Origin of the sequence: Mycobacterium colombiense (assembly GCF_003284935.1) — a bacterium.
GTDB classification, from domain to species: domain Bacteria; phylum Actinomycetota; class Actinomycetes; order Mycobacteriales; family Mycobacteriaceae; genus Mycobacterium; species Mycobacterium arosiense_A.
This window is the reverse complement of sequence record NZ_QMEV01000003.1, coordinates 16,902-40,375: the sequence shown is the minus strand read 5'-3', so window position 1 is coordinate 40,375 and position 23,474 is coordinate 16,902. Positions and strand designations below refer to the sequence as shown.

The following is a 23,474-nucleotide window of genomic DNA, read 5'->3' as shown; positions in this document are numbered from 1 at the left end:
CAATGCTACACCGCGGCCGCCGCCGCGGCTATTCGCGCGCCCGCACGACGGTGTCCACGATCGCGTCGACGTCGGGGCCGACGTCGACGGTCATGCCGGCCTCGTCGGGACCGAGGGGCTCGAGGGTGTCCAGTTGCGAGCGCAGCAGTGCGGGAGGCATGAAGTGGTCGGTGCGGGCCGCCAGCCGGGCGCCGATCAGCTCCGGCGAACCCGACAGGTGCAGGAACTGCACCCCCGGACAGTGCGCGCGGAGCTGGTCGCGGTATGTCCTTTTCAGCGCCGAGCAACTCACCACCGCGCCCGCGCGATGGGCGGCCAACCATTCGCCGACCGTCTCCAACCAGGGATGGCGGTCGTCATCGTCGAGCGGTTCGCCGGCCGCCATCTTGGCGATGTTGGCGGCCGGGTGCAGGGTGTCGGCGTCGACGAACGGGACGCGCAGGCGCCGGGCGAGCGCCGCCCCCACCGTCGACTTGCCCGAGCCGGAGACGCCCATCACGACAACGGGGGCCGATCCGCTCACCTAAGTCTGTTCGCCGAGGTTGCGGTTCCATTCCAGCCAACCGACGCCGCTGCGCCCGTCGGCCGTGCTGACCGTGGCCCATACGCGGGGGAACTGGCTGACCCGCCCGTCCCGCGCGACGAGCCGCACCGGTGCCTGGCCGCGCACGTCAGCGTTCGCGGTGATCTGCGCCGGCTCCAGCTTCAGCGTTGCGTCGAGCGGTAACCCGTTGGCGGCGAAGGACTCTCGCGAGTCCACGGTCTGCAGCTCGGCGGCCTTGCCGTCGGCGTCCTGCGCATAGCCGATGCTGAACGCGGGCGCCCCGGGGATCCGGACGTTCACGCCGTGCAGGTGCGTGCCGTCGTCTAGATGCAGCGCGCTCCAGATCCAATCCATGCCCCACCAGTCGCGCACCCCCCACGAGTGATCACGTTGGCCCGCAACGGAATTCAGGCGGTAGCTGGTATCGCCGACGGTGACGGCGCCCGAGACGGTGCACGGGATTTCATACCGCGTGGTCACCGCGTATTTGTACGGGGCGCCGTCGGTGGCCCACACCAGGTTCAGGCTCATCTCGACGGGGGCGCCGGGCTCCCCGCGCAGCAACGCGGACGGATCGGGGTAGGCGTGGGCCCGCGCCCGCACGTCGACGCGATAGCCCTGCAGGGGCGCGTCGACGGCATGTTCGAGCTCGAAGTCCTCGGCCCGCACAGACCACGGATCCGAGGGCAGCGGCACTTGCGCATCCACGGCGACGGTCGGCAGGTCGGGTCCGCACAACAACACGTGCACCCACGCGGTCTGCTCGTTGGCCACCCGCCCCAACCGGAACCAGCCACCCAATCCCTGTGCGGGGTCGGCGAAGTCGGCGTACCAGCTCTCACTCCACAGCGGTTCGGCGGTGGGCTCGTGGGCCAGTTCGTCCTCGACGTCCGGCCGCAACGGTTCGGGTGCCGCCGCGACGGGCAGCGTCGACAGCGCGTCGGTATCCAGGACGTGGTCGCAGTGCCGCCGCAGCATCGTCATGAACATCTGATCGCCGCGGTCGGTGCGCTCGACCAGCATGGACGAGACGATCGCCATCATCACCCCGAAAAAGCTCTGCCGGCGCACGCCGTCGGCGACGTCGGCGAGACTGAGTGGCGCCGCCGGTCCCAGCGCCTCGTGATAGGCGCGCAGCAGCGCGTCGTAGTGCTGCCGGCGATCCTCGGTGGACAACGCGCAACCGAGGAAGTAGGCCAGGTCGGTCAGCGCCGGACCCCACGACACGGTCTGCCAATCGACCACCGTCAGCGCGCGATCGGCACCCTCGATACCGAACAGCATGTTGTCCAGGCGATAGTCGCCATGCACCAGGCCCTGGACGCGGCCCCGTTCGTACGCCTCCGCCTCCTGGGCCAGGTAGCCATCGAACGCGGCCACCAGCCGTTCGCACACCACGCGATGCTCGGGTGCGATCTGGTCGCCGTAGCGATCGACGAAACCCGCGTACAGCGGGGTGATCATTGCCTGGTTCAGCGGCGCGTCACGGTTGAGCCACGGCGCCTCGGCCAGGGAGGCGTCGCCGAGCAGCGGCCCGTGCAATCGGCCCAGCTCGACGGCGCCTAGGCGGGCCTGTTCGATTGTGGCACCGGCGATTTCGTCACCAACGACGGCCGGTCCGGCATCGCCCAGCAGCAGATCGAACACACCCGTCGAGCTGTCGACCGCCGCGTGGTAGCAGGGCGCGATGGGCCCGCCCAGACGCGGCGCGATGTCGCCGTAGAAGCCCACCTCCCGCTCGTAGAGCCCCAGTGCCAGCCCGGTCTGGCGGCTCACCGCATCGGTGGCCGCGACCTTCAGCACCACCGACTCGGGCCCGCCGTCGGCCTCGGCATAGCTCAGCCTGACCCGGTAGCACTCGCTCATCTGGCCGGTGCCGATGCGCTCTACCGAGAAGTCGGCGATGGGTCCGGTGCCGATGACCGCGGCCAGCCAGGCGGCGGTGAGGTCACTGGGTCGTTCGATGACTTGCTCGGTCTCGGCGTGCATGAGGGTTAGCGTGCCAGCTCAACGCGCCAGTGAGAAGCCGTCCCATGCCATTCGGCGATGCGGGTGTGGATCGAACTCGACGCGCGACCTGCGGTCGAAGACCATGACGGCACGATCCTCAGCGGTGTAAAGGGGCCAGTCCTCCCCCGGTACGCCGGTCCGGCTGAAGGCGCGCCAACGCCGTTGCACTTGATTGCTGACCCGCAATGCGGCCCGGCGGTCCGCCGCCGCGGTCAACAATGCGCCGAATCTGGTGCGGTAGACGTCGAAAACGGCGAGCAACTCGGTGGCGTGGGTGGCGCCGAAACCCGACCAGCGCAGCGTGCGCGGCGCGTAGTCGTACCGGTAGAGGTAGGTCGGGGCGTGCGCGCCGTGCGCCTCCGCGATCTGCCAGGCCGCCGAGGCGAAGGCGAAGTCACCACCGAGCTGGATGCAGGCCGCCCGATCGGGATAATTCGGATATGCCGCGGTAATGCGTTCGCGGATAGCGGGTTCGGCCTCGGCGAGCAGTTCTTCGACCATCGCCTCGTTTGTCGGCAACATCGCCAGGAATCGGGTGAACAGCCGGCCCTCTTCGGCATTGGTGCCCACGATCAGCGGTACCCGGTGGGCCGCACCGCGCCGCATCGCCTCGACCGGGTCCAAGGGCAGGACGTCGTCACCGACGACTGGGCCAATCGGGAAGGCGCCCAACCTGTTCTGCATGCCCTCGTCGATCAGCCGGTGCTGGGTTTCCACCAGTTGTGCCGCGGACGCCTGCATCAGCGCGTTGGCGGCGTCCCGCTTGCGCACCCCCAGCAGGTTGGCGAAGCGGATCGCGAATTCCGCGGCAACCTCTCTCGACCGCACCAGACCCGACGCCGGACTTTCCGAGATCGCGCGGGCGAACAGGCCTTCGGCGGCGGGCACCGCCAGCAGCGAGGCCGTGATGCAGGCGCCCGCGCTCTCGCCGAAGATGGTGACATTGTCCGGATCACCGCCGAACCCGGCGATGTTGTCACGAACCCACTGCAGCGCCAGCACCAGATCGCGCAGATACAGGTTGCTGTCGATCGTGATCTCCGGCGTCGACAACGACGAAAAGTCCACGCACCCCAGCGCGCCCAGCCGGTAGTTCACCGACACGTACACACACCCGCGGCGCGCCAGCGCCGCACCGTCGTACAGCGGTGTCGCCGAGCTGCCCAGGAAGTAGCCGCCGCCGTGGATGAACACCATGACGGGCAGCGGCCCCTCGGCCTCACCCTCGGGCGCCACCACGTTGAGGGTCAGGCAGTCCTCGCTCATCGGCTGATAGCGGCCTCCGAGACCCGACATGCCGAGCAGGGTGTAACGGCGCTGCTGGGGCGCGCAGTTGCCGAACCCATGGCAGTGCCGAACACCCGACCACGGCTGGGCCGGCTGCGGCGCCCGGAAGCGCAGGCTGCCCACCGGTGGACGGGCATACGGGATCGACCGCCACCGATTGACCCCGTCGCGGGTAAAGCCTTCGACGGTGCCGATGGCCGTGCGTGCGCGGACGGTGCGGTCATGCATAACCCGACGGTAACCGACATGACGGCCGTAACGCGCGCGCAGCGCCTTAATTCCCCGGCGCGGCGGTTAGCCTGACTGGATGCGGAAAGCTGCGATGATCGCCGCGTCACTACTGCTCGCGGGGTGCTCCCACACCACGGGCGGCCATTCGGCACCGCCCCAAAGCCCCGCCCAGCCCAGCGCCGGCGCACCGGGAAGCGCGGCGCCGCGACCAACCGGCGCGCCGGGCGCCGGTGCGGCAATCTCCGACGTCATCGCCTGGATAGAGACCGGACACCCCGCCGATCCCGGCCGCTTTCACACCGCCACCCGCGACGGGGCGACCACGCCCCTGGGCGACGACATCGCGGTGAGCGCGATGGGCGGCAAGGTCTCCTGCATGACGGATGCCAAACACACCGGCGGCGCCCTGGCCTGCCTGGTGACTTTGACCAACCCACCGCCGGCCCCCGCGACGGCCTATGGCCAATGGCACGGTGGCTGGATCAGCTTCGACGGGGTGAACCTGCAGGTCGGATCCGCCCGGGCCGATCCCGGTCCCTTCCTCAACGGCAACGGACCGGAACTGGCGAGCGGAGATTCGCTGTCGTTCGGTGACTATCGGTGCCGCGCCGACCAGACCGGCCTCTACTGCGTGAACTATGCGCACCAGTCGGCGGCCAAATTCAGCCCCGTAGGCATCGAGCCGTTCGGCTGCCTGAAATCGGCGCCCCCGCCCGACGGCGTCGGCGCGGCCTTCAGCTGCTGAGGCTGCCGGCGATCGTCGCGAACAGCTCGCTCATTTCATCACCGGGCCCGCCCGGCACGGTGTAGCAGGCTTCGTCGCGAATCTCGTCCAGGTGGTCCCGGACGTCCTCGACGGACAGGCCGGGTCGGTAGAAACCCCTTGTCCTGCCGATGAAGAACCGCGCGACGTGTCCCGCACCCACCGTGTAGATCTCACCGGAGACCGGGCAATCCCGGTGGGCCAGGAAGGCAGCCACCGGAGCGACCTGCGCGGGGTCCAGTGCCTGAAGGTATTGTCCCACAAGGTCATCCAATACCGCCCGCGACGCCGCATCATGCCCGACGGCATGCCGGCCGGTGGCCTCGTCGAGCGAATGCGTCAGCATCCTGGTGTACGCAATGGGAGCGATCGCATTGACCTTGATGCCGTGTGAGGCTCCTTCGGCGGCCAACACACGCGTCAGGCCCACCAGACCCGCCTTGGCCGCGCCGTAGTTGCTCATCCGTTCGGCGCCAAGGATTCCCGCGGCCGAGCAGGTGTTGAGCACCCGGCCGTAGCGTTGTTCACCCATCACCTTCCATGCGGGCCTGGTCACGTAGAACGCCCCGTTGAGGTGGACATCCAGCACGGGTTCGAGCCGAGCGGCGGTCATTTCCTCGAACGGCGCGTCGCCGACGATGCCCGCATTGTTGATCAGGATGTCCAGGCGCCCCCATGCCCGCAGGGCGGTGTCGACGATCGCCTGCGCGCCTTGCGGGCTCGTCACGCTGTGGCTGTCCGCGACGGCTTCGCCGCCCTGCTTGCGGATGGCCTCCGCGACGGACTCGGCCGCCTCGCCGTCCGAGCCGTCCCCGGTCACCGAGGCGCCAGTGTCGTTGACCACGACGCGAGCTCCGCGCGTGGCCAACAGCTGTGCGTACTGCCTGCCCAATCCCCCGGCGGCGCCGGTGATCACGGCCACCTGGCCGTCGAACCGCAGTTCGCCGGTCGGCATCGTCACCAGCTCACCGAAAGTTCTTTCATGCCATAGATATTGGCGTCTTTGAACCTCAGCTGCTCCGGCGGCACCGCCAGCCTGAGCCCGGGCAGGCGCCGCGCCAGCGTGGCGAAGGCGACCTGCATCTCCACGCGAGCCAGGTTCGCTCCGATGCATTGATGAACGCCGTACCCGAAGCCCAAGTGCCCGCGGACGTTTCGGTTGGGGTCGAAGGACTCGGGGTTGTCGACGAATTCGGCGTCCCAGTTGCCGGCGAGCAGGCTCATGACCACGAATTCCCCGGCGCGGATCAGTTGGCCACCGATCACCAGGTCTTCGGTCGCGACGCGGTCGACCTGGCTGTGCACGATGGACAGGTAGCGCATCAGCTCTTCGACGATGTTGGCGATCACGGCCGGATCGTCGGTTTGCCCGAGTCGCTCGAACACCTCGGGATGTTCCAGCAGCGCAACGGTTCCCAATGCGATCATGTTGGCCGTGGTTTCATGGCCCGCCTGCATCATGATCACACTGTTCATCGCGGTGGTGGTGTGGTCGAGCTGACCCGTCGCCACGTACTCGGTGAGCAGGCGGCTGATCAAATCGTCCCCGGGTTCGCGTGCTTTGCGTTCCACCAACTCCTCGATGTAGGCATACATCGCCCCGAACGCCTGGCCCTTTTCCTCGTCGGTGGATTTCTGGTCAAGCCCCTTGGTGGTGTTGTGCTGGAAGATTGCCAGGTCTTCGGGCGGCACCCCCAGCAGCAGGGCGATCACCATCGACGGCACGGGCAAGGCGAATTCGCGCACCAGGTCGGCCGGCGCGCCATTGCCGATCATCTGGCCGAGATAGTGGTCGACCATGTCCTGAATATGGGACCGCATCGATTCGCAGCGCCTGAAGGTGAAGTTGCTCGTCATCATGCGCCGTAACCGGTGATGCTCGGGATCGTCGATCCGCGCGAACATCACCGCCACCTTGTTGTCGGCGTCGGTCGGCAGGATCGAGTCCGGAATGGTCTTGGCGGACAAGCGCGGATCGACCAGCGCCGCCCTGATGTCCTGGTAGCGGCTGACCACCCAAACCGGGTTGCCCTGGAACATCGCCCGTCGCAGCCCGGGCCGCTCGCGCCACTCCGCAAACTCGGGTGGGGCCGCGAGCGGGCAGTGCGACGGCCGCGGGGCGGGCAACACGGGAAGGCTTGCGTCAGGCCGGGATTCGGAGGTCTCCAAAGGTGTCGCCATAACCAGTTTTCCACTAAGTGTCAGTTGGCTGCCAGTTGTATGAGCGTAAAGCTGCGCTTACCGGCAGTCAACTGTCAGTTACGCTGTCATGATGACCGCGGTCGAAGACCGGCCGTTGCGGGCCGACGCGGCGCGCAACGTCGAGCGCATCCTGCGCGCGGCGCGCGAGGTCTATGGCCAGTTGGGACCAGACGCCCCGGTGGAAGCCGTCGCGCGCCGCGCCGGCGTCGGCGAGCGAACCCTGTACCGAAGATTTCCGGCCAAGGCGGACCTGGTCCGCGCCGCCCTGGATCAGAGCATCGCCGAGGACCTCACGCCGGTGATCGACAGCGCCCGCCGCGCGAAGGATCCGCTGCGCGGTCTCACCCAGCTCATCGAGGCGGCGATATCGCTGGGGGCACGCGAGCACAGCCTGCTGACGGCGGCGCGCCGGACCGGATCACTCACGGCAGACATCTCGGTGCCGCTCAACGCGGCGCTCGGCGAGCTCGCCCGCGCGGGGCAGCGAGCCGGGAGCATCCGCGCCGACCTGGTCGCCGACGACCTTCCTCGCCTGATCGCGATGCTCTTCAGCGTGCTGTCCACCATGGACGCCGGCAGCGACGGCTGGCGGCGCTATGTCACCCTCGTCGTCGATGCGATATCGGTCAACGAACGGCAGCCGTTGCCGCCGGCTGCGGCGCTGCGCTACGAGCTGCAGCCGGACAGCTGGCCCCTGTGAACGAGCGGCCGCTCAGCTAGCCGGCAGTCCCGCCTTGACCGCGGCGTCTTGCTTGCGGGCGAGATCGAGCACTACGTCGGCCGGCGTCGGATTGCCGATGACGCAGTCGGATTCCAGATCGACCATGGCCCTGCCTTCGACGAACACCGCCTCGGAGATCTCCATCGGGTTGGCCGGGTCGGTTCCCTGGCCGATCACCATGAACCCGTTGGTGCCGATGTCGATGGGCTGCTGCTCGCCGTTGACCTTCTTCCCGACGACGTCGCGCATGTTCGCAGCGGTCTGGGTGGCGGTGGCCGCGTCGGGAAAGACGGCGATGGTGTCGATGATGGTGCGCTTGCCGTCGGGGTTCTTGAAAACCTGTCCCACACCGGTGATGCCGCTGGGGTTCTGACTCGGCGGCCCGTCGGCGGTGGCATTGGGGCCCACGTCACTGGGTTTGATCAGCAGGTTGCTGTAGTCCACCGGGGCTCCCGGTGCCCCCGCGCCCGGACTGGCCGAGGGGCTCGATGAACTGGCCGAGCTGGACGGCGTGGCCGAACCGGATGATCCCGTCGGGCTTTTGCCCCCGCCGCAACCCACCACCGTGGCGCCGAGCAAGATGGCGGTAGCTGTCAGGCCGAGCGCGGACGTCCGCACCGTATTCATGAGGTCTCCTTGGTGAGCTCAGCTAGTTGTATCCCTTACCGCGCGCGTGGGCGGCGTGAACACGCAAACTCCGGCCGCCGAACCAATGTTCATCTGGCAGCCCAGCCTATGGGCTCGCGGCGAGATCGGTAAGGGCATGCGCTTTCCAGCGGCGCGTCGTCGTGCGGTGCGGCCTCGATGAGGCCGACTGTCTAGTTGATGGTCACTCCCGCATCGACCTTGAACTCCAGCCCCGTTACATACCTGGACTCGTCCGACAGCAGGAACAGCACGGCGTTACTGACGTCGACCGGCTCGACGGCCGGAGTGGGCATCGCGTTGACGAAGATGGGAATCAGATCGGACCGTTGCTCGCCCAGCAGCGGTCCGAACGACGGTGGAACCATTCCGGTGGGAACGCCGGTGGGAAGCACGGTGTTGACGCGCACGTTCTGTGCCGCCAGTTCGTTGGCCAAGGCCAGCGTCAGCCGACGACGCCGTGCTTGGCCGCCGTGTAGGGCGTCTGCAGGGGAAATCCCTTGCTGGCACCGGCCGAGCTGACGTTGACCAGGCTGCCTCCGCCCTGGTCGAGCAAGTGGGGTATCGCGGCCGCGCACGTGTTCCACACTCCGATGAGGTTGATGTCGACCACCGTGCGCCATTTGGTCAGCGGTGGTCCGGTCCCACGAGGCGACCGTGAGGACACCGGCGTTGGCCACCGCGCCATCGAGCCCTCCGAGTTCGCCGACGCCGTCGTCGACAGCGGACCGCAGTCGTGCCTCGTCACGAACGTCGACGATGCCGCTCACGCAGCGGCGCCCGAAACTCCTTACCAATTCCACCGTTTCGGCCAAGTCATCCTCGGTGGCCAAGGGATATTCGATCTGGGGCAAAGATTCACAAATATCGAGCAGGATGACGTCGGCACCCTCCTGCGCAAGCCGCAGCGCGTGACTGCGTCCCAGGCCGCGGGCGGCCCCGGTGACCAGAATGCGTTTCCCGGCAACGCGTCCGGGGGCCGAGGCCGTCAGGTCAGTGCCCGTTCCACATCAGGCCCCGCATCGTTGCGGACAGCGGGATATCCTCCACGCCGATCAACCCCTGCGGCGCGCGGCACACCCAATCGATCGCGTTGACGGCCCGGCCGGCCGTCGAGATGCAGCCGGCATCAGTGGAATCGAAGAGGGGATGCGACACGTGGGTGTTGATTTCGACCCGCGGTTCGCCCTCCACGACGACCCGATGAACCCCGGTGTGGCCCTCGGGCGGGAATTCCCAATCGGGCGCGGCGGCCTGAGTGAGCCGGGTGACGTGCTCGAGAGTGATGACCGGTTCGCCGTCGCGCACCCCCTCGGTGGCGAACCGCACCGCCGCCATCTGTCCGGGCTGCACCGTCATCATGGTGCAGTCGATTCGCTCGGGGGTGTACCAGGGTTCGCAGCGCTGGCGCACGTCGTCGAGCTTGATATCGAGATGGTCCGCCAGGCTTCGGACCTGACCGCCCCACATCGCCACGATCACCCCGGGCAGGAACATCATCGCCGGGTCGTCGTCCGGCGTCGACCCGAACCCCATTGCGGCACCGGTGAACTCGGCGTCATCGTAGTTTCCGTAATCGAAGATCTCCTGCACGGTGATCGAGGAAACCCGGGTGGTCAGGCTCACCGCCGAGTGCACCAGCGTATCGCCGGAGAAACCCGGGTCGATGCCGTTGACGTACAACGACGCGTTGCCGGCCGCGCAGGCGCGCTCCAGGGGCTCTCGCAACCAGTCGTCGGCGTGGCGAGGCGTGACCAGCCAGACCATCGACGTACCAACGACGTTGGTGCCCGCCCTAAGGAACGTGGCCATCTGTTCGATGGCCTCCATCGGCCGAGTCTCGCCCTGAGATGTGTACACAACGCAGTCGGCACCGAGGGCCACCAAGGCGTCGATGTCGTCGGTGGCGATGACGCCGGTCGGCTCGTCCAGTCCGCACAGCTGCGCCGCATCCCGGCCGATCTTCTGGCTGCTCGCGGCGTGCACGCCGACCAGCTCGAGATCGGGTCTGCCGATGATGGCTCGCAGCGAATGCCGGCCCACGTTACCGGTGGAGAATTGAATGACTCTGCGCATCGTTACCCTCGTCCTTCCGGCGGTGGGTGATGACCCATCATGACGCGTTCGATCACCGCGCAGGTCAGTAATCGGGTATCGGCAGCGGCGAATTGTTCGAATCGATGCCGCCGTCGACGTGGAACGTCGCGTTGGTCGCGTAACAGTCGCGGGTGGACAGGTACACCGCAAGCCGTCCGAGATCCTCGACGTCGCCCAGCCGATGCAGCGGGGTGGCCTCCTGCATCTTCTCCAGCGACCCGGGCATCAGATCCAGGCTGCCCTTCAGGCCATCGGTGGCGAAGGACCCCAGGGCGATGGCGTTGACGCGAATCTTCGGGGCAAGTTCCTGCGCCATGGCGCGGGTCAGCGCTTCCAGGCCACCCTTGGCAACGCAATAGGCGGTCAGCGCCCGTATGCCGAATCGCGCCGAGCCCGATGAGATGTTGATGATGGAACCGTGTCCGGCGCTGAGCATGTGCGGTGCCACGAGCTGACTCATGATGAAGGCCGACGTCACACACCAATCGAACGTGTGCCGGAAGTCTTCGTCGGTGATGTCGAGGAATCGCGCGTAGGTCGACCCGCCGACATTGTTGACCAGAATGTCGATGCGGCCGAGGCGCTCCATGGCCGTGTTCACCACCCGCTCCGAATCCGGACGACTCATCGCGTCCGCGACGAGCGCCAGCCCCTTGCCACCGGCGTCCTCGATACCCTCAATCGTCCCAACGATATCCGCCTCGGTCCGCGCGGTTCCGACTACCGTGGCACCCGCCTCCGCCAGCACCCGCGCGATGCCCGCCCCCACACCCTTCCCCGCTCCCGTGACGATCGCGACCTGTCCGTCCAGCCTGAACTGCTCCAATGCCATGCCGGCTCCTCCGATGTGCGGTGTGGCGCGGCTTCAATCTATGGAGCCTACTGACTAAAGTCAACGAGTTCGCTGTGTGCGAGATCCCGCGCAGTGCGAAGATCCCACTAAGACAAGTTGTGCAAGCCTTTTTGACCGGGACACGGCATACTGATCAGGTCAGCCTCGTAACCCTGACATGAGTCAGGTCAACCGTGAGGAAAGCAATGGCTGTGACGGACCGGCTGTCGGCACGAGAAGCGAAGCGCCTGCAGACGCGGGAGCGTTTGATGGGAGCCGCAATCGGTGAGTTCGCCCGCGCCGGAATGGCCGAGGCAGATGTGGGCGCCATCGTGGCCGCGGCGGGCGTCGCCCACGGGACGTTCTTCTTCCACTTCCCCACCAAGGAGCACGTGCTGCTGGAGCTGGAGCGCCGCGAAGAGGACCGCATCGCCAAGCAGTTCGCGCAATTCCTGAAGTCCAAACACGATCTCGCTTCGGCGTTGAACGAGGCGGTCCGATTGGTCGTCGGATTGGAACGCCGCCTGGGTGATCGGCTCTTCAATGACTTTCTCGCGCTGCACTTCTCCCAAACCCGTCCGCAGACCGAAGACGGCAGGGATCACCCGCTGATCGTCTTGGTCGCCCAAGAGATCGCGCAGGCCCAAGAGCGGGGCGAGACGGACGCGGACGTCGATCCCATGAACAGCGCGGTGTTCTTCTTGCTGGGTCTCTACGCGTTGTTGATCACCACCAACCACTGGCCCACTGGGCACGCGCTGCTGGAAGACTATGTCGCGAGGACGTTGCGAAGCCTGAAGCCATGACTCGTCGGCGTCAGGGCCGTATCACGCCACGCAGCGGCATCAGCCCGAGTTCGTTGTGGGACATGAATCCCGGCGGGGCGTCACAGACCGCGGGAATGGCGTTCGCGGGGCCCATCGCGGTCCAGGTGTAGCCGGGCAGCGCGTAGCCGCCGTTCGGATCCTGCGCCCCCTGCAGGATCAGCTCGGTGGACGAATCGCCCTCGATCACTATGCGGTAGTGGTAATGCTGAGGCCAATCCTCTTGCGGTTCAATGGCATCGAAGGAATCCATCGTGTAGATCTCGTGAAAGATCACCAAAGGCTTGCCTTCCACCCAAGCCGTCCACTTGTGATGCTGGCGGGCGACCGTGCCCTTCTTGATCACGCCCTTGAAGCCCGGCATGTCGCTGGTCTCTTTCCCTTCGAAGGGGATGTCGCGCGTGGCGTGCCCTAGCTCCACCTCAGTCGTATATCTCTCGACCGTCTTACCCATTCCCTCCACAACCAAAGCCATCGACTGTGCGAACAATGGCCATGCCTGTCCCAACAGGTTCGGGCCGTCCTCAAACCCGGCCGGATCGCTGCCCATTCCCATCTCGTACAGGTACTTCAGCGTGTCCCGACCGAAGTTCACCACCTCGTAGATGTGAATCGCATCGATCTGACTGACGATTCGGGCCAACGTCAGCACGAGCAGGTCTCCGGCAAAGCCGGGGTTGACACCACCCGCATGAAACGACGTCCCGCCCTCGTGGCAGGCCGCATCGATCTTGTCGATGTCGGCCTTGCTGTGCTCGGTTCGATACCACCAGGCGCCGCCGGACGCGACGACGTTCTTGCCCCCACGCAGTAAGCGGCACACCTCATCGGGGTCAGACCAGAGCGGCGCATAGAACACACAATCGGCGTCGAGCGCCTCGATGGCAACCTTGTCGGTGGTCGCCAGCACCCCGGTCGGCGCTTTGCCGCAGAGTTCGCCGGCGTCCTTGCCCACCTTCTCCGGGCGATTGCACAGCACTCCGACCAGTTCATAGGCGGGGTTATGGACGAAATGACGGAGCGCTATCGTGCCGACATTGCCCACGCCCCATTGGATTACGCGATATTTTTTCTCGGCCGCCGGCTTGGGTGTCATCGCTACTCCTCTGCATGGCCACAAGGGCTGAGCGCTCGCTGAGCGTAGGCGCCGCTCGAATGCCGTGTCAACGATTAGCAGCTGACTTTTGTCAGTAATGCCGCCCTGCGCCGCTAGCCAGCGGGTGCCACGCGACCGGCCGGATACGCCTGATACTCGCCCAGATAGCACCGGGGGTCGGCTGGACGAGGTGGCTAGCCGCCCATGCCTCACAAGACTCCACCGCGCACTTATGCTGACTAGAGTCAGCCTGTTATAGTGGGCCGGTCCAATCAGCGGGGAGGGTTCGTGAATCTGCCGAGGCTGCATCAGCGCAATGCCGGCAGTGCGGGCACCACCGCCGGATCGAGCGGCGCTCCCCCAACGGGTCTGAGCCTCGACGAACATCTGGACCGCTCGCAGCTCGCGCAGCGCCAGGCCGACAAATGGCTCATCTCCGGCAGTCTGCTGATCGGCACCGCGGCCCTCGGCGTCTTCGGGTTGCCGCTGTTTCTCTGGGGCGTGCGGTTGCTGCGACGGGCCCAGCGCGATGGCCTCTCCGTCCGCCCGATGCTGGTCACACTGCTGGGTTACCTCGTCATCATCGACGCCGCCATCAACACCGTCGGATGGGCCCTCGACCTGGTGGCCAACCACACGATCCTGGCGCGGGTGTTGCTCAACGGGTGGGGCAACATGTTCGACGCCGGCTACTTCTGGCACTACAACGAGCTGTGGGTCGGCGGCGCGGCGGGCCCCGGCGAGAAGGCCCTGGAAGTCGGACTCATCCTGACCGTCTTCACCATGCGCATCGCGGCCGCCATCGGTTTCCTGCAGATGAAGCGGTGGGGGCATCAGTGGATGATCGTCACCTGCTGGATGGGGGTGGTCATCTGGATCACCTACGTCTTCAACATGACCATGTTCGCCGACGTGCGCTTCGCCGGCGTCGTGCTGCCGGTTGTCGGTTGGTGGCTCTACGACATCTTCTACATCACCCCGTTCCTGGCCATCCCCTATCTGCACACCGTCAACCGCGAACTCTTCTCCGATTGACATGCGCGAGCTGAAATCCACTCCGCCACCGAGGAAGTCACATCATGGGCTATCTATGGGAAATCCTTCGCTATGTCGCCGCCTGGGGCGGCACCGGTCTGATCATCTGGTTCTGGTACTGGCTGTTCTCCAACATCGGCACGTTCTGAACCGCGGCCCGCTCCTCCACGACGCGCGGGATTCGGCCCATGGCTGACCATTCCGAAGGACACGCGATGTCACTGGAACGGGCTTGCTCCGTCACGGCGGTCGCGCTCAGTGACCAACGCCGCGACGGCGCGCGGCTGGTCACCGGCGGACGACGCGGATTCGGGGTGAACGCGGCCCTCACGTTCGTCCACGTCCCCTACCCCGTACCGCCTGACTGGACGCGGCGGACCCTGACTTGCGGCGTGGCGCTGCAGTGTTCGCCGTCGAAAGAAAGAGTCACCGCATATCGCCTCAACGAGCTGACCGCCCGCGAGCTGTCCGCGCTCACGCTTATCGAGGCCGGCGTGGCGCTGGGCTGGATAGCGTCGCGGTGGCCGGGCCTGCTCTCCGAGTTCCAACGGCTCCTTGCCGACCTCCCACCCGAGGCCGCCGATATGGACGGCGCCGAGATGCTCAACCGGGCAATTGCATTGGCGGCCAGCGGCGAGGCATTACCGATTCATCCGCTGCTGGGCACCTTGCCGCTGGCGTACACCGCGCCGCACGGATTGGCCGACAGGTTGCGACGCAGCTTCGGCAGGATGCCATGGACCACAACGCAAAAGCGACTACCGCGGCCGTACTCGGTTCCTGTCGGCGGCGACGGAGGCGTCCGCAACCCCAACCTGCCGCCGCCCAGCCGGCCCCAGGACAACGACCTCGACGTCACGCCCGAACACCGGCCCGGCATTCCCTATCCCGAATGGAACATGTGGACACAGCGATTCATGCGCGACCATGTCGCGGTCGTCGAGCACGTCGATGGCCGGCACGCCCGCCGTCCGGTGCCGGTAGCCGTCGACGTGCGTAGGTGGTTCGAGGAACACACCCACCGTGCGATGACCAACCGTCTCGAAGACGGGTCCGATCTCGACGTCGACCAATACGTCAATCACTACATCGATCTCGCCACCGGCGAGGCGAAGGAGCCCAAGGTGTTCCGCGATCTGCTGCCCAGCAGCCGCGACGTCACCACGGCCTTGTTGCTCGACGGCAGCTCGTCGCTGGGGGTGCGCGGTGGCCGCGTGTTTGCGCTGGAATTGTCCTGCGCCGATGCGCTTTCCCGCGCCATGACGGTGGCCCACGAACGCCACGGCATCTTCGTGTTCACCGGCAACACCCGTCATCGGGTCGAAGTCCGCTGCCTCAAGGACTTCGACCACCGCCGCTTCGTGCCACCGAGCGCGCTGGGATTGGCCACCCGCGGATACACCAGACTCGGTGCGCCACTTCGGCATTTGACGAGCCGGCTGCTGGCACAGGCCGGCGAGCGCCGCCTGCTGATCGTCATCGGCGACGGACTGATCTCCGACGAGGGCTACGAGGGCCGGTATGCCTGGGCGGACGCCGCGCACGCCGTCGAGGAGGCCAACGAGGCCGGGGTGTCGATCTACTACGTCGGCGTGGGACCGACCCGTGTCGATCCCCTTCCCGAGGTGTTCGGCCCTCGCCGGTCGCAACGGATCCGGCGCATCGAGGAGCTGCCCCGGGTACTGGCCCACGTCCATCGCGAACTGGTCGCGGCATGAACACCGACCGACTGAGGAAGAGATGACCACCGAAACATATTTCGCCAACGGCAACGAAGTTCAGCTGTTCGAGCAGGCCTTCCACCGGCGTATCCCGGTGATGCTCACCGGCCCAACCGGGTGCGGCAAGACCCGCTTCGTCGAGCACATGGGGTCGCTGCTGCAGCGGCCCGTGGTCACCATCAGCTGCCACGACGACCTCACCAGTTCCGATCTCGTCGGCCGCTTCATGGTGACCGGCGGCGACGTCGTCTGGACGGACGGCCCGTTGACCCGAGCGGTCAAAGCCGGTGCGATCTGCTACCTCGACGAAGTCGTCGAGGCCCGCCATGACTCGTTGGCGATCCTGCATTCGCTCACCGACCACCGGCGGTCGCTGTACCTGGATCGCGCCGGTGAGGTGGTGAAAGCGCCCGAGGAGTTCATGCTGGTCTGTTCGTACAACCCGGCCTACCGCAGCTCGCTCAAGGAGCTCAAACCATCGTTCCGCCAGCGGTTCGCGACGCTGACGATGCGGTATCTGCCGCCCGACCGGGAGGCCGAGGCGATCGTCGCCGAATCCGGAATTCCGCTGGCCACGGCGACGCGACTGGTCGGCTGCGCGGTCGCGATCCGCACCGCAGACCAAGCCTTCCACTTCGAGCCGCCATCGACCAGGGTGCTGGTCACGGCGGCTCACCTGATCGCCTCGGGCGCAACCGAATTGGATGCGGCCGAGGCGTGCATACTCGCGCCGCTGAGCACCGACGGCGCGGTCACCGACGGCCTTCGCGAAGTCGCGATCGCCAGCCTGGGGACCGCGGACGCACCGAGCAGTTCGTAGAAAGGAGCAACGGCATGGACCGCCAAGAGGAGAAGCGCAAGAGGGCGCTCATCGTCTTCCAGATCTTCATCTACGGCTACCTGCTGGCGATGTTCGGCATCCAGCTCTACATGTCGTTCGCCCGGGGGTGGTGGGATCTGTGAATCTCCCCTTGCTGAAACGACATTCAGCCGGTACCGAGGCGTCGGTCGGCCTCGAGGACCACCACGACGAATCGCGCCAGGCCCAGCGCCGCGCCGACAAGTGGATGATCGTCGGCGCCGCCCTGATGGGCATGTGGGCGCCGGGCCTGATCGGCTTGCCCATCTTCATGCGTGGGGTGTGGCTGCAACGCCAGGCCCTGCGCGCCGGACTGTCGGTCCGGCCCATGATCGTCACCCTGATCGGCTACCTGACCCTGATCGACGGAATGCTCAACAGCCTGGGCTGGGCGTTGGACCTTGTCGCCAACCACACCCTGATCAACAGGGTGCTGATGGTCGGCTGGGGCAACATGTTCGACGCCGGCTACTTCTGGCACTACAACGAGCTGTGGGTCGGCGGCGCGGCGGGTCCGGGCGAAAAGGCCTATGTGGCCGGCCTGATCCTCACGGTCTTCTCGATGCGGGTGGCCGCCGCGATCGGGTTTTTACAGATGAAGCGGTGGGGCCATCAGTGGATGGTCGTCACCTGCTGGATGGGGGTGTTGATCTGGTCGGCATACGTGTTCAACATGACCATGTTCGCCGACGTGCGCTACGCCGGTGTCGTTTTCCCGGTCATCGGCTGGTGGCTCTACGACATCTTCTACATAACCCCCTTCCTCGCCATCCCCTATCTGCACACCGTCAACCGCGAAATCTTCTCCGACTAATAAGGAGTGGGACCATGAGCAGTCCATCTGCAGCTTCGGCCACCGATGACAAGGACCCCGCCAGCGATCTCGAGCCCGGGACGACGCCGTACTACGCGCGAATGCACAAATGGATCAAGCGCGCCGTGTTGGTGTGCCTGGTGGCCCTGGTGATCGAGGGTGCCTTCACGCTGCCGTTCATGGCGGTCTACTACGGCTACCCGACCCTCAGCCTCACCCAGATCTGCAGTGAGCTGCTCAAGATCCGTTACTCCAACGACACTTTGGAGTGCAAGTACCCCTACCCGCCGTTCGGGCCGCCCGAGGGCGCCGAAGGCAAAGCCACCGCGCAGGACGTCTGGGGCATCCAGCCGATACCGAAGTATCACCGGCTGGGGTTCCGCGAACTCGTCAAGATCCACAACGACAGGCTGGCTCGCCAAGCCGCCCAACAGCATCCCGCTGCGCACTCGTGACCTATCGGGTCGTGCAGTGGACGACGGGTAACGTCGGTAAGAGTTCGGTCAAGGCCATCGCCGCCAACCCGGCGCTCGAGCTCGTCGGGTGCTACGCCTGGTCGCCGGACAAGGCCGGGCGTGATGTCGGCGAGCTGTGCGGGATCGAACCGCTCAATGTCAAGGCCACCAACGACATTGAGGCGCTGCTCGCGCTGAAGCCGGACTGTGTGGTCTACAACCCGATGTTCGCCGACGTCGACGAGCTGGTCCGCATCCTGGGCGCGGGCATCAACGTTGTGGGCACCGCCGGGTTCATCACCGGGCACTACCTCGGCGCCGGCCGCGGCCGCATCGAACGAGCCTGCGCGGACGGCGGGTCAACCATCTTCGGCAGCGGCATCAACCCGGGCTTCATCCAACTCTTCGCCATCGTCTCGGCGGGGCTTTCGGACCGGGTGGACAAGGTCTCCATGCTCGAATCCGTCGACACCACGATCTACAACTCACCCGCGACCGAAATACCCATGGGGTTCGGCTATCCCATCGATCAACCGGACCTCCCGGCCATCACCGAGAAAGGCTCGGGCATCTTCGCCGACGGTGTGTTGCTGATCGCCGATGCGCTGGGTACCGAGCTCGACGACGTGCGCTGCGAGGTCGAATACGCCCAGACCGCCGAGGATCTGCACCTGCCCGGCGACTGGACGATCAGAAAGGGTTGCGTCGCCGGTGTGGACGTCCGCTGGAAAGGGATCGCCGGCGACCGCGAGGTCATCGAAATCCGCGGCCGCTGGCGCAAGGGCCAGTCGCTGGACCCGGATTGGCCGCTGGACATGGGCTACACGATCGAGGTGGCCGGCCGGCCGACGATCAAAACCACGCTGAGTTTCCTTCCGCCACCGGACTTTGCCGGCCAGACACTGGATGACTACATCATGTTGGGACTGACGATCACCGCGATGCCGGCCATCACCGCGATACCCGCCGTCGTCGCCGCCCCTCCCGGCATCGTCACCTACAACGACCTGCCGCTGCTACTGCCACGCGGCGTGCTGCGCGCTGATTCTCGATAGGACGACCCGGATGCCCGAAGAGACTGACTCGCCCTCGCTCCACCACGTCGTGTTCGCCGTGGCGCCGGAACGCCATGCCGCAGCGGTGCACATGTTCACCGATCTCGGATTCGTCTTCGAGCCCCTGCAGCTGGCCGAGCTCGGCCTGGACATCCATCTCGACTGGAATCGGGGCATCGAACTGATCAGCCCGATCCCCGGGTCGACCGGCGAGGTCGCCGTCTCGGTGACGGAGTTCCTCGAGCATCACGGTGACGGCGTGTTCACCGTGGTGATCGGCGTTCCGGAAGCCGCCATGGCCGACGCCGTCGCCGAGCGTTACGGCGCGACAACGCGATTCCGGCAGCGCATGGCGGGCGAGGGCACCTACCTCGACGAAAACGACGTGTCGATCCTGGGCCTGCCACTGACATTCCTGGCGACCAATGTTCCGTGATTGGAGGCATCATGACCGTTGACGCCGCGACACCCAACGTCTTCGACGCCGACCTTCCGACGCTGCACTATGACATCACCGACACCGTGCACCAGGTCGCCCCGCGGATCCACGAGGCGCGCAAGCGGTCCCCGATAGCCATCGGGCCGTTGGGACCCGAGGTGCTCGGCTACGAACTCGCCCGCGGGATACTTCGCGACCCGCGGTTCGTTTTCCCGCCCGGGATGCACATGACCGCTCGGGGGATAACCTCCGGCCCCCTCTATGACCGGGTCCTCGGCACCATCCTGGGCATGGAAGGCGAGGAACATCGACGGCTGCGCGGCCTGGTGTCCAAGGCCTTCACGCCGCGGGCGTCCGCGCGCATGGAAGACACCATCGACACGGTAATCAACGAGTTGATCGACCAGGTTGCCTCAGGTGGCCGAGCCGGCCGATGTGATTTCGTCGCCGACATCGCCCGCCCCTACCCGATCCCGATCATCTGCGCGCTGTTGGGCGCGCCCCCCGGAGGACTGGGAGCGGTTTTCCCTCTGGGCCGAGGACATTTTCAAAATCGTCAGGTTCGACTCGGACCTGGCGAACGAGCAGCACATCGTGATGCGGGCGTGGGACGAGTTCGACTCCTACATCGACAACATGATCACCGAACGACGGAGCCGGTTGACCGACGACTTGATCTCCGAATTGATCCGCGCCCAGGACGGCGGCGACCGGCTGAGCAACGCGGAAATGCGGATGCTGGCGTTCAGCATCCTGAGCGCCGGCACGGACACCACGCGCAACCAACTGGCCGCGTGCATGCACGCGCTGTGTGATCACCCCGACCAACTGGCGATGCTGCGCGACAATCCCGGCCTGGCGATGCGCGCCGTCGAGGAATGCATGCGCCATTCACCCGCGGTCTGCACCACCCTGCGCACCGTCCTGGACGACGTCACGTTCGCGGAATACACGTTTCCGGCCGGCACCTTCATCTCGGTGAATACCTTTGCGGCCAACTGTGATCCAGAGGTCTATCCGCACCCGGACCGGTTCGACATCACCCGCGAGGACCCCCCGCCCATTCTGACGTTCGGCGGCGGCGCCCACTATTGCCTTGGCGCCAACCTCGCCCGAACGGAACTCGCCGGAGCGCTCAAAGTCATCGCCCGGCGCATGACCAATCCGCGCCGCGTGGCCACGGCGCACTGGAAGCCGATGCTGGGCCTGAGCGGGCCGGCGGACCTGAAGATCGAGTTCGACTAACTCAGCGCGTCGTCCGCGGCCAGCTCGAGCACCCGGATCTCGCCGGTGGCGCCGTCGACCTCCACCATGGCCCCGGGCGGCAGCGCTTTGGTGGCCCCCTGAACGTCGACGACACACGGGAACCCGAATTCGCGGGCCACCACCGCGGCGTGCGACATCGGCCCGCCGAGTTCGGTGACAACGGCGGCGGCGTAGCAGAACGCCGCGGTGTACCCGACGTCGGTCACCTCCGCGACCAGCACCTCGCCGGGTTGCAGCTCGTCGATCGTCTCGGGCCGCACGATCCGCACCCGGCCGCGCACCCGTCCGCCGCATACGCCGACGCCACGCAAGATGTCCCCACTGGCCAGCGCGTCCGATGAGGTCGCGGTCGGCTGCCAGCTCCCGCTGAAGACCGTCGGCGGCGCCACCGAGACCAGCCGGCGTTGTTCGGCGCGGCGGCGGGCCACCAGCGCGCCGACGTCCGCCGGGAGGGCGTCGAGTTCGTCGACGAGCAGATAGAAGACGTCGTCGGCCGCGGTGAACACCCCGGCCTCGACCGACCTGCGGCCGTATTCGCGAAGCAGCGTGCGCAGCACCCAGTTCGCCCGCACCACCTTGTCGCGGCGGACCTCACGGTCGCGCAGTTGCTGGGTGGCCAGAGCCGCAATAGGCTTGGCGTGCAACGGGATTCGTGGCCGCTGCGGCTGCGGCGCGGATGTCGCGCTCATGGCTCGGGTCACCATCCGCACGAGCAGCTCGGGGTCGTCGGCGTAGCTGGTCGACAGCATCTCGAGCTCGGCCGGACCGCGGTGACCGATGAGCGCCAGCTCGTTGAGCAGGGCGGCATGGAATTCCGGTGCCTCGACGGCGAGCTTGTCCAGCCGGTCCCCCGGTTCGGCCAGCAGCGCCCTCACTTTCGGATCGCGCTGCGCGGCGACCACCAGCCGCTGCATCGCCTCGACGGAGCGCGCGCTGACCAATTCCGCTCCGCCGGGCGCGGCGATGTCTCGCCCGCATAAACCGCGCAGCAGCACGTTAAACGCCGCGCACAACAGGAACGAGCCCGCCGCCAGCACCCAGCCGTGTACCACCTGGTCACGCGCCAGGGTGATCAGGCTCAGCAGCCGACGATCGTCGAGCCCGCCGAGGTCGCCGTCGGTCAGGTGCTCCAGGCGATCGACATCGGCGACGAACTCTCGGGTGTCCAGGCCCGCGCCGGCGGACAGCCCGATCAGGTTGACGCCGAACACGCCGATGTTGCGGATGGTCCGCAGTTGCTTGCGAATTCGGCCGGTGTCGGCGTGTGGACGTTCCTCACCGAAGATCGGCAGGGCGGCCATGCTCGGGCCGAAGAACCCGCTGTTGCTCACCACCGTCGTGGGCTTGACGAAAGGCACCGTCTCGGCCATGAAGTGCGCGGTCGTGATGGCGCCGTACAGCCGGTGGGCAAACACCGCGACCATGCGCATCGCGATTTCGCGCTGGATCGTCCCGCCGGGCCGCAACCGCTCGGCGACGCACACGGCGCTGGCCCGCAGCCCGCGCACCGTCGCCGACGCCGACGCCGGCGAAAACGGGCCAGGCAGTGCCTCGGACAAATTGGTGGCCAGGAAGGTGGGAAAGCGCGGGTCGATCGGTGTGTCGAACTCCCCGTTATCCCCGGCTGCGCCCGCCCAGACGGGCTTGACGCCGTCGCCGCTCGGCGCGTCGACCGAAGGCAGGTCCTGAATGTTGGCCAGCCGCCACGGCAGCGATACCACCCGAGTGCCCACGGTCACCCGGCCGCGCACCGCCAGCGCGAAATCCTGGACACATTCGCCCGCTTCCCACGCCGGCCGGAACGCCCATGCGTCGGCCAGCCGCGCGGTCTCCATAAGCGCGGCCCCGCGCACCAGCCGCAGCTCCGCCGGCTCGGGGCCGACGCGCACGACTGGGCGGCGTAGCGCGGCGGCGACTTGGCGGAAGGTCAGTTCGCCCGAAGCGGCCAGATTCACCGGCCCTCCGGCGATGTCGGCTTCCACGATGGCGCGGTTGAACAGCCGCAGCGCGTCGTCGAGGTGGACGACCTGCATGCGGCGATCGCCCGACCGGTCGACAAACGCCGGTAACGCCAGCAGGCGACGCACCCAGTTATCGACGCTGCGGCCCAGAATGAGCGCCGAGCGGACCGCGACCCATTCCACGCCCGATTCCGCCAGCATCTGTTCGACTCGGGCCTTGAATCGGCCTTCGGCGCTGACCGGAGTCATGGCCTCATGTTCGGCCCTCGGCACGTCACCCCCGCCGTACACGTGGGCCGACGACGCGAACACGATTCGCCTGGAACCGGTCTCGGCCATCGCGTCGAGCACGTTGCGGGTGCCACCGATGTTCACCTGGTCGTCGTGTCCGGAACCCGTCGCCCACGCGAAGTGCGCGACGACGTCGGCGCCGGCCAGGGCGCGTCGGACAGCGTCGGCGTCGCGGATGTCCGCCACGACGAAATCCGCTGCGCCCGGCCAGCTTTCGGGACGAGAGCGGGCGATGCCCGCGACGTCGTGGCCCTGGCTGAGCAGCCTCATGGCGAGGCCCCGGCCGAGCACGCCGCTGGCCCCCGTGACCGCGATTCTCACGTCAT

At 66.8% G+C, this 23,474-nt stretch carries 21 protein-coding genes and 2 pseudogenes; 12 read left to right on the top strand and 11 right to left on the bottom strand.

Features of this window, described 5'->3' with window-relative positions; translation table 11 throughout:
• Positions 1-28: 28 nt before the first annotated feature.
• The 3 genes from DQP57_RS02165 to DQP57_RS02155 are packed head-to-tail and all read right to left on the bottom strand — an operon-like array spanning position 29 to position 4,069.
• Positions 29-523, bottom strand: coding sequence for a gluconokinase (locus DQP57_RS02165; RefSeq protein WP_112631294.1), 495 nt, complete (start codon positions 521-523; stop codon positions 29-31).
• Entirely contained in the window at positions 524-2,533 is a 2,010-nt protein-coding gene (locus DQP57_RS02160; protein ID WP_112631292.1) for a phosphotransferase, read from the bottom strand.
• A gap of 18 nt (positions 2,534-2,551) precedes the next feature.
• The gene (locus tag DQP57_RS02155) at positions 2,552-4,069 is read right to left on the bottom strand and encodes a carboxylesterase/lipase family protein (protein ID WP_112631290.1); all 1,518 of its coding nucleotides are present in this window, start codon (positions 4,067-4,069) and stop codon (positions 2,552-2,554) included.
• Between the two features lie 79 nt (positions 4,070-4,148).
• On the opposite strand from DQP57_RS02155, the gene DQP57_RS02150 reads away from it, so the two are divergent.
• The gene (locus DQP57_RS02150) at positions 4,149-4,817 is read left to right on the top strand and encodes a hypothetical protein (RefSeq protein ID WP_205869006.1); all 669 of its coding nucleotides are present in this window, start codon (positions 4,149-4,151) and stop codon (positions 4,815-4,817) included.
• On the opposite strand, the gene DQP57_RS02145 is transcribed toward DQP57_RS02150, so the two are convergent.
• Positions 4,807-5,790, bottom strand: coding sequence for an SDR family NAD(P)-dependent oxidoreductase (locus tag DQP57_RS02145; RefSeq protein ID WP_112631286.1), 984 nt, complete (start codon positions 5,788-5,790; stop codon positions 4,807-4,809). The genes DQP57_RS02150 and DQP57_RS02145 overlap by 11 nt on opposite strands.
• Positions 5,791-5,792: 2 nt before the next feature.
• Positions 5,793-7,016 carry a cytochrome P450 gene (locus DQP57_RS02140; protein WP_112631285.1) on the bottom strand — a complete coding sequence of 408 codons (1,224 nt, stop codon included), beginning with the start codon at positions 7,014-7,016 and terminating at the stop codon, positions 5,793-5,795.
• Between the two features lie 91 nt (positions 7,017-7,107).
• Here DQP57_RS02140 and DQP57_RS02135 point away from each other — a divergent pair, with 91 nt between their 5' ends.
• Positions 7,108-7,737, top strand: coding sequence for a TetR/AcrR family transcriptional regulator (locus DQP57_RS02135; protein ID WP_112631538.1), 630 nt, complete (start codon positions 7,108-7,110; stop codon positions 7,735-7,737).
• A gap of 12 nt (positions 7,738-7,749) precedes the next feature.
• Here the strand turns inward: DQP57_RS02135 and DQP57_RS02130 are convergent, their stop codons facing one another.
• The 4 genes and pseudogenes from DQP57_RS02130 to DQP57_RS02115 form a co-directional block, all read right to left on the bottom strand.
• Positions 7,750-8,385 (bottom strand): hypothetical protein, encoded by a 636-nt coding sequence (locus tag DQP57_RS02130; RefSeq protein WP_112631283.1) that lies wholly within the window; start codon positions 8,383-8,385, stop codon positions 7,750-7,752.
• A 191-nt stretch (positions 8,386-8,576) separates the two neighbouring features.
• Positions 8,577-9,356: pseudogene (locus DQP57_RS02125) on the bottom strand (mycofactocin-coupled SDR family oxidoreductase).
• 40 nt (positions 9,357-9,396) lie between these two features.
• A complete protein-coding gene (locus DQP57_RS02120) occupies positions 9,397-10,479 on the bottom strand; it encodes an NAD(P)H-dependent amine dehydrogenase family protein (protein WP_112631281.1) in 1,083 nt (360 codons plus the stop codon).
• A gap of 64 nt (positions 10,480-10,543) precedes the next feature.
• Entirely contained in the window at positions 10,544-11,332 is a 789-nt protein-coding gene (locus DQP57_RS02115; RefSeq protein ID WP_112631279.1) for an SDR family NAD(P)-dependent oxidoreductase, read from the bottom strand.
• A gap of 206 nt (positions 11,333-11,538) precedes the next feature.
• Between DQP57_RS02115 and DQP57_RS02110 the strand changes: the two genes are divergently transcribed.
• Positions 11,539-12,138 carry a TetR/AcrR family transcriptional regulator gene (locus DQP57_RS02110; RefSeq protein WP_112631278.1) on the top strand — a complete coding sequence of 200 codons (600 nt, stop codon included), beginning with the start codon at positions 11,539-11,541 and terminating at the stop codon, positions 12,136-12,138.
• A 10-nt stretch (positions 12,139-12,148) separates the two neighbouring features.
• Here DQP57_RS02110 and DQP57_RS02105 read toward each other — a convergent pair whose 3' ends face one another.
• Positions 12,149-13,252 (bottom strand): NAD(P)H-dependent amine dehydrogenase family protein, encoded by a 1,104-nt coding sequence (locus DQP57_RS02105; RefSeq protein WP_112631276.1) that lies wholly within the window; start codon positions 13,250-13,252, stop codon positions 12,149-12,151.
• Positions 13,253-13,540: 288 nt separating this feature from the next.
• Between DQP57_RS02105 and DQP57_RS02100 the strand changes: the two genes are divergently transcribed.
• From DQP57_RS02100 to DQP57_RS02065, 9 genes and pseudogenes are all read left to right on the top strand, one after another.
• A complete protein-coding gene (locus tag DQP57_RS02100; RefSeq protein WP_165821732.1) occupies positions 13,541-14,287 on the top strand; it encodes a hypothetical protein in 747 nt (248 codons plus the stop codon).
• 188 nt (positions 14,288-14,475) lie between these two features.
• Positions 14,476-16,005, top strand: a complete 1,530-nt coding sequence (locus DQP57_RS02095; protein ID WP_112631274.1) for a nitric oxide reductase activation protein NorD — start codon at positions 14,476-14,478, stop codon at positions 16,003-16,005.
• Positions 16,006-16,027: 22 nt separating this feature from the next.
• Positions 16,028-16,828 carry a CbbQ/NirQ/NorQ/GpvN family protein gene (locus DQP57_RS02090; protein ID WP_112631273.1) on the top strand — a complete coding sequence of 267 codons (801 nt, stop codon included), beginning with the start codon at positions 16,028-16,030 and terminating at the stop codon, positions 16,826-16,828.
• 14 nt (positions 16,829-16,842) lie between these two features.
• Positions 16,843-16,971 carry a hypothetical protein gene (locus DQP57_RS27410; protein ID WP_255360762.1) on the top strand — a complete coding sequence of 43 codons (129 nt, stop codon included), beginning with the start codon at positions 16,843-16,845 and terminating at the stop codon, positions 16,969-16,971.
• Positions 16,968-17,681 carry a hypothetical protein gene (locus tag DQP57_RS02085; protein WP_112631271.1) on the top strand — a complete coding sequence of 238 codons (714 nt, stop codon included), beginning with the start codon at positions 16,968-16,970 and terminating at the stop codon, positions 17,679-17,681. Before DQP57_RS27410 ends, DQP57_RS02085 begins: the two co-directional genes overlap by 4 nt.
• A gap of 14 nt (positions 17,682-17,695) precedes the next feature.
• Positions 17,696-18,136 carry a hypothetical protein gene (locus tag DQP57_RS02080; RefSeq protein WP_112631269.1) on the top strand — a complete coding sequence of 147 codons (441 nt, stop codon included), beginning with the start codon at positions 17,696-17,698 and terminating at the stop codon, positions 18,134-18,136.
• A complete protein-coding gene (locus DQP57_RS02075; protein WP_112631267.1) occupies positions 18,133-19,191 on the top strand; it encodes an NAD(P)H-dependent amine dehydrogenase family protein in 1,059 nt (352 codons plus the stop codon). The genes DQP57_RS02080 and DQP57_RS02075 overlap by 4 nt, the downstream gene beginning before the upstream one ends.
• 10 nt (positions 19,192-19,201) lie before the next feature.
• The gene (locus tag DQP57_RS02070; protein ID WP_165821731.1) at positions 19,202-19,627 is read left to right on the top strand and encodes a hypothetical protein; all 426 of its coding nucleotides are present in this window, start codon (positions 19,202-19,204) and stop codon (positions 19,625-19,627) included.
• 11 nt (positions 19,628-19,638) lie between these two features.
• Positions 19,639-20,875: pseudogene (locus DQP57_RS02065) on the top strand (cytochrome P450).
• Here the strand turns inward: DQP57_RS02065 and DQP57_RS02060 are convergent.
• Positions 20,872-23,469 (bottom strand): sugar epimerase family protein, encoded by a 2,598-nt coding sequence (locus DQP57_RS02060; protein WP_112631265.1) that lies wholly within the window; start codon positions 23,467-23,469, stop codon positions 20,872-20,874. The pseudogene DQP57_RS02065 and the gene DQP57_RS02060 overlap by 4 nt on opposite strands.
• Positions 23,470-23,474 lie beyond the last annotated feature (5 nt).

Bases quoted from the DNA above. Each gene is read 5' to 3' on its own strand.
- DQP57_RS02145 (WP_112631286.1), bottom strand. From the start codon at position 5,790: ATGCCGACCGGCGAACTGCGGTTCGACGGCCAGGTGGCCGTGATCACC.
- DQP57_RS27410 (WP_255360762.1), top strand. From the start codon at position 16,843: ATGGACCGCCAAGAGGAGAAGCGCAAGAGGGCGCTCATCGTCTTCCAG.
- DQP57_RS02150 (WP_205869006.1), top strand. From the start codon at position 4,149: ATGCGGAAAGCTGCGATGATCGCCGCGTCACTACTGCTCGCGGGGTGC.
- DQP57_RS02115 (WP_112631279.1), bottom strand. From the start codon at position 11,332: ATGGCATTGGAGCAGTTCAGGCTGGACGGACAGGTCGCGATCGTCACG.
- DQP57_RS02140 (WP_112631285.1), bottom strand. From the start codon at position 7,016: ATGGCGACACCTTTGGAGACCTCCGAATCCCGGCCTGACGCAAGCCTT.
- DQP57_RS02080 (WP_112631269.1), top strand. From the start codon at position 17,696: ATGAGCAGTCCATCTGCAGCTTCGGCCACCGATGACAAGGACCCCGCC.
- DQP57_RS02070 (WP_165821731.1), top strand. From the start codon at position 19,202: ATGCCCGAAGAGACTGACTCGCCCTCGCTCCACCACGTCGTGTTCGCC.
- DQP57_RS02130 (WP_112631283.1), bottom strand. From the start codon at position 8,385: ATGAATACGGTGCGGACGTCCGCGCTCGGCCTGACAGCTACCGCCATC.
- DQP57_RS02090 (WP_112631273.1), top strand. From the start codon at position 16,028: ATGACCACCGAAACATATTTCGCCAACGGCAACGAAGTTCAGCTGTTC.
- DQP57_RS02160 (WP_112631292.1), bottom strand. From the start codon at position 2,533: ATGCACGCCGAGACCGAGCAAGTCATCGAACGACCCAGTGACCTCACC.
- DQP57_RS02095 (WP_112631274.1), top strand. From the start codon at position 14,476: ATGGCTGACCATTCCGAAGGACACGCGATGTCACTGGAACGGGCTTGC.
- DQP57_RS02120 (WP_112631281.1), bottom strand. From the start codon at position 10,479: ATGCGCAGAGTCATTCAATTCTCCACCGGTAACGTGGGCCGGCATTCG.
- DQP57_RS02155 (WP_112631290.1), bottom strand. From the start codon at position 4,069: ATGCATGACCGCACCGTCCGCGCACGCACGGCCATCGGCACCGTCGAA.
- DQP57_RS02135 (WP_112631538.1), top strand. From the start codon at position 7,108: ATGACCGCGGTCGAAGACCGGCCGTTGCGGGCCGACGCGGCGCGCAAC.
- DQP57_RS02110 (WP_112631278.1), top strand. From the start codon at position 11,539: ATGGCTGTGACGGACCGGCTGTCGGCACGAGAAGCGAAGCGCCTGCAG.
- DQP57_RS02105 (WP_112631276.1), bottom strand. From the start codon at position 13,252: ATGACACCCAAGCCGGCGGCCGAGAAAAAATATCGCGTAATCCAATGG.